The 2,083-nt window shown below is 44.4% G+C and carries 3 protein-coding genes; all 3 read left to right on the forward strand.

Annotation, left to right across the window (positions count from 1 at the left end; translation table 11 throughout):
- A partial coding sequence (locus tag JZU62_RS02590) for a response regulator transcription factor (RefSeq protein WP_295011610.1) occupies positions 1-384 on the forward strand: 384 nt, incomplete at its 5' end.
- A complete protein-coding gene (locus JZU62_RS02595) occupies positions 384-1,682 on the forward strand; it encodes an ArsS family sensor histidine kinase (RefSeq protein ID WP_295011612.1) in 1,299 nt (432 codons plus the stop codon). The genes JZU62_RS02590 and JZU62_RS02595, both read left to right, overlap by 1 nt.
- The coding region (gene surE / locus JZU62_RS02600) for a 5'/3'-nucleotidase SurE (protein ID WP_295011614.1) at positions 1,683-2,083 on the forward strand (401 nt) is incomplete at its 3' end.

Consider the following 2,083-nt stretch of genomic DNA (forward strand, 5'->3'; position numbering starts at 1 on the left):
GGAGCCGATGATTATCTCCCAAAACCCTACGATCCGCGAGAACTGGTCTCTCGCATCCACTCTGTTTTACGCCGCTATGACGCCGCTTCGGTTGCGGCTTCCGAGAGTGCGTGTGATTTTAAACTCAATGAATCTGCGATGCAGATCAGCTATAAAAGCCGCCCTTTGGAACTCACGAACGCTGAGTACGGGATTTTGGCACATATGATTAAAAAACAGGGGATGGTTGTTTCGCGCGAAGATTTGATACACAACGTTTCGGCAATCAATGAGGATTCATCGAATAAAAGTATCGATGTCATGATGGGGCGTATTCGCAATAAGCTCGGAGATAAAGCCCTGATCGAATCGATCCGAGGCATCGGTTATAAACTGCTCAAATAATGGTTAAAAATAATGCTGTTTTAGCCACTGTGGTGTTTGCGCTTGTCGTTTCGATAAGCAGTGTGAGCTATACTTTTTATCAGCTCTATGAAACTAACCGTGCCAAACACATTGATAATATTTTTACTAAACACTCCCTCATCAGTCAAATTTATCATACCTTTATTACGAAACAAATTTCTCAACCGATATTTGAAGCTAATTTGGCATTCTATGAGCTTGAAGAGATTACGGGTGCGTCGGAGTACGAGAAAATCATCCGTCATGGGAAAGTACTCAAAAGTGACGGGAACGGGGATGAGGTGATGGAACAGTATTCCCTCTCTGATACCTCTTTTGCCGTGCATCCTCCTCAACAGATTATTACCTCAATGATCGAGCACCAAGGACATGTCTATTTTTGGGTCGAATCGTCCCGCCATAATGTTCTCCTTATGGATCGTGTTTTAGAACCGTATCGTCCCGTGAATCTGATGTCGGCATACGTGACGTTGATGAGTGTTTTGATCATCTCATTTGCATTGATTATTTATCGGTTACGCCCCCTGCGCCGATTGCGTAAACAGATCGCCCGTTTCGGAGAGGGAGATATGGGGGTTCGATTTTACATCGATGGGAGCGATGAGATAGCTCTGATCGCTAATGAACTCGATTCCACTCAAAATAAAATCCGTTCGCTTATCGAATCGCGCACCCTCTTTCTGCGTAATATTATGCATGAACTAAAAACCCCGATTGCGAAAGGGCGTATTGTCGCGACGATGTTAGGGGATGAAAAGCAGCGGGGGCGGTTTGAGGGGATATTTGAGCGGCTTGAATCCCTGATCGGTGAGTTTGCCCTTATCGAAGAGATTACTTCTGGAAATCAGCATCATGAGAAGAGCGAGTATCGTCTTATCGATATTATCGACGGAGCGATTGATATGGCAATGGTGGAGTATGATACGGTGGAACACAGCGTTGATGCCTCCATTAAGGTTGACGTTGATTACCGCCTTTTTGTCACAGCGCTCAAAAATCTGATTGATAATGCGATCAAATATTCTCACGAAAAAAAGATGAGTATTTGGATAGAAGAGGGGGAGATTATTTTCGCCAATGTGGGTGAACCTCTCAAAAATTCCTTGAGTTACTATATCGAGCCTTTCACGAAAGAGCATCCGACCAAAGATAGTTTTGGATTGGGACTCTACATTGTAGATGCGATTTTAAAAGAGCATGATTACGTTTTAGCGTATGAGCGACGAGAAGAGACGAACTGCTTTATTTGCGTCCCTGTAAAAACAAAAAGGAAATAGATGAAAGAGATTTTAATTACCAATGACGACGGCTATGAGTCAGAGGGGCTATTAGCCCTGATCGAAGCACTCGATGGATTAGGACATATCACCGTGGTTGCCCCCTCGACCGAAAAATCGGCATGTGGTCACTCCCTGACGTTGACTCGCCCTTTGAGTTTTATCAGTGTCGGGGATGATTTTTACAAACTCGATGATGGAACACCGAGTGATTGTGTTTATCTCGCATTGCATTCGATGTTTGAAAATCGTAAACCCGATTTACTCATTAGCGGAATTAACAAAGGCTCTAACATGGGAGAAGATATTACCTACTCGGGGACGGCAGCGGCGGCGATGGAGGCAGTATTGCACGATGTTCCCGCTATCGCAATATCGCAAGTGATGGATTTTACCCAGCC

This window comes from Sulfuricurvum sp. (assembly GCF_019163035.1).
Taxonomy (GTDB): Bacteria; Campylobacterota; Campylobacteria; order Campylobacterales; family Sulfurimonadaceae; genus Sulfuricurvum.

Excerpts from the sequence above, each read along its gene's own strand:
- JZU62_RS02595 (WP_295011612.1), top strand. The coding sequence starts at position 384 with ATGGTTAAAAATAATGCTGTTTTAGCCACTGTGGTGTTTGCGCTTGTC.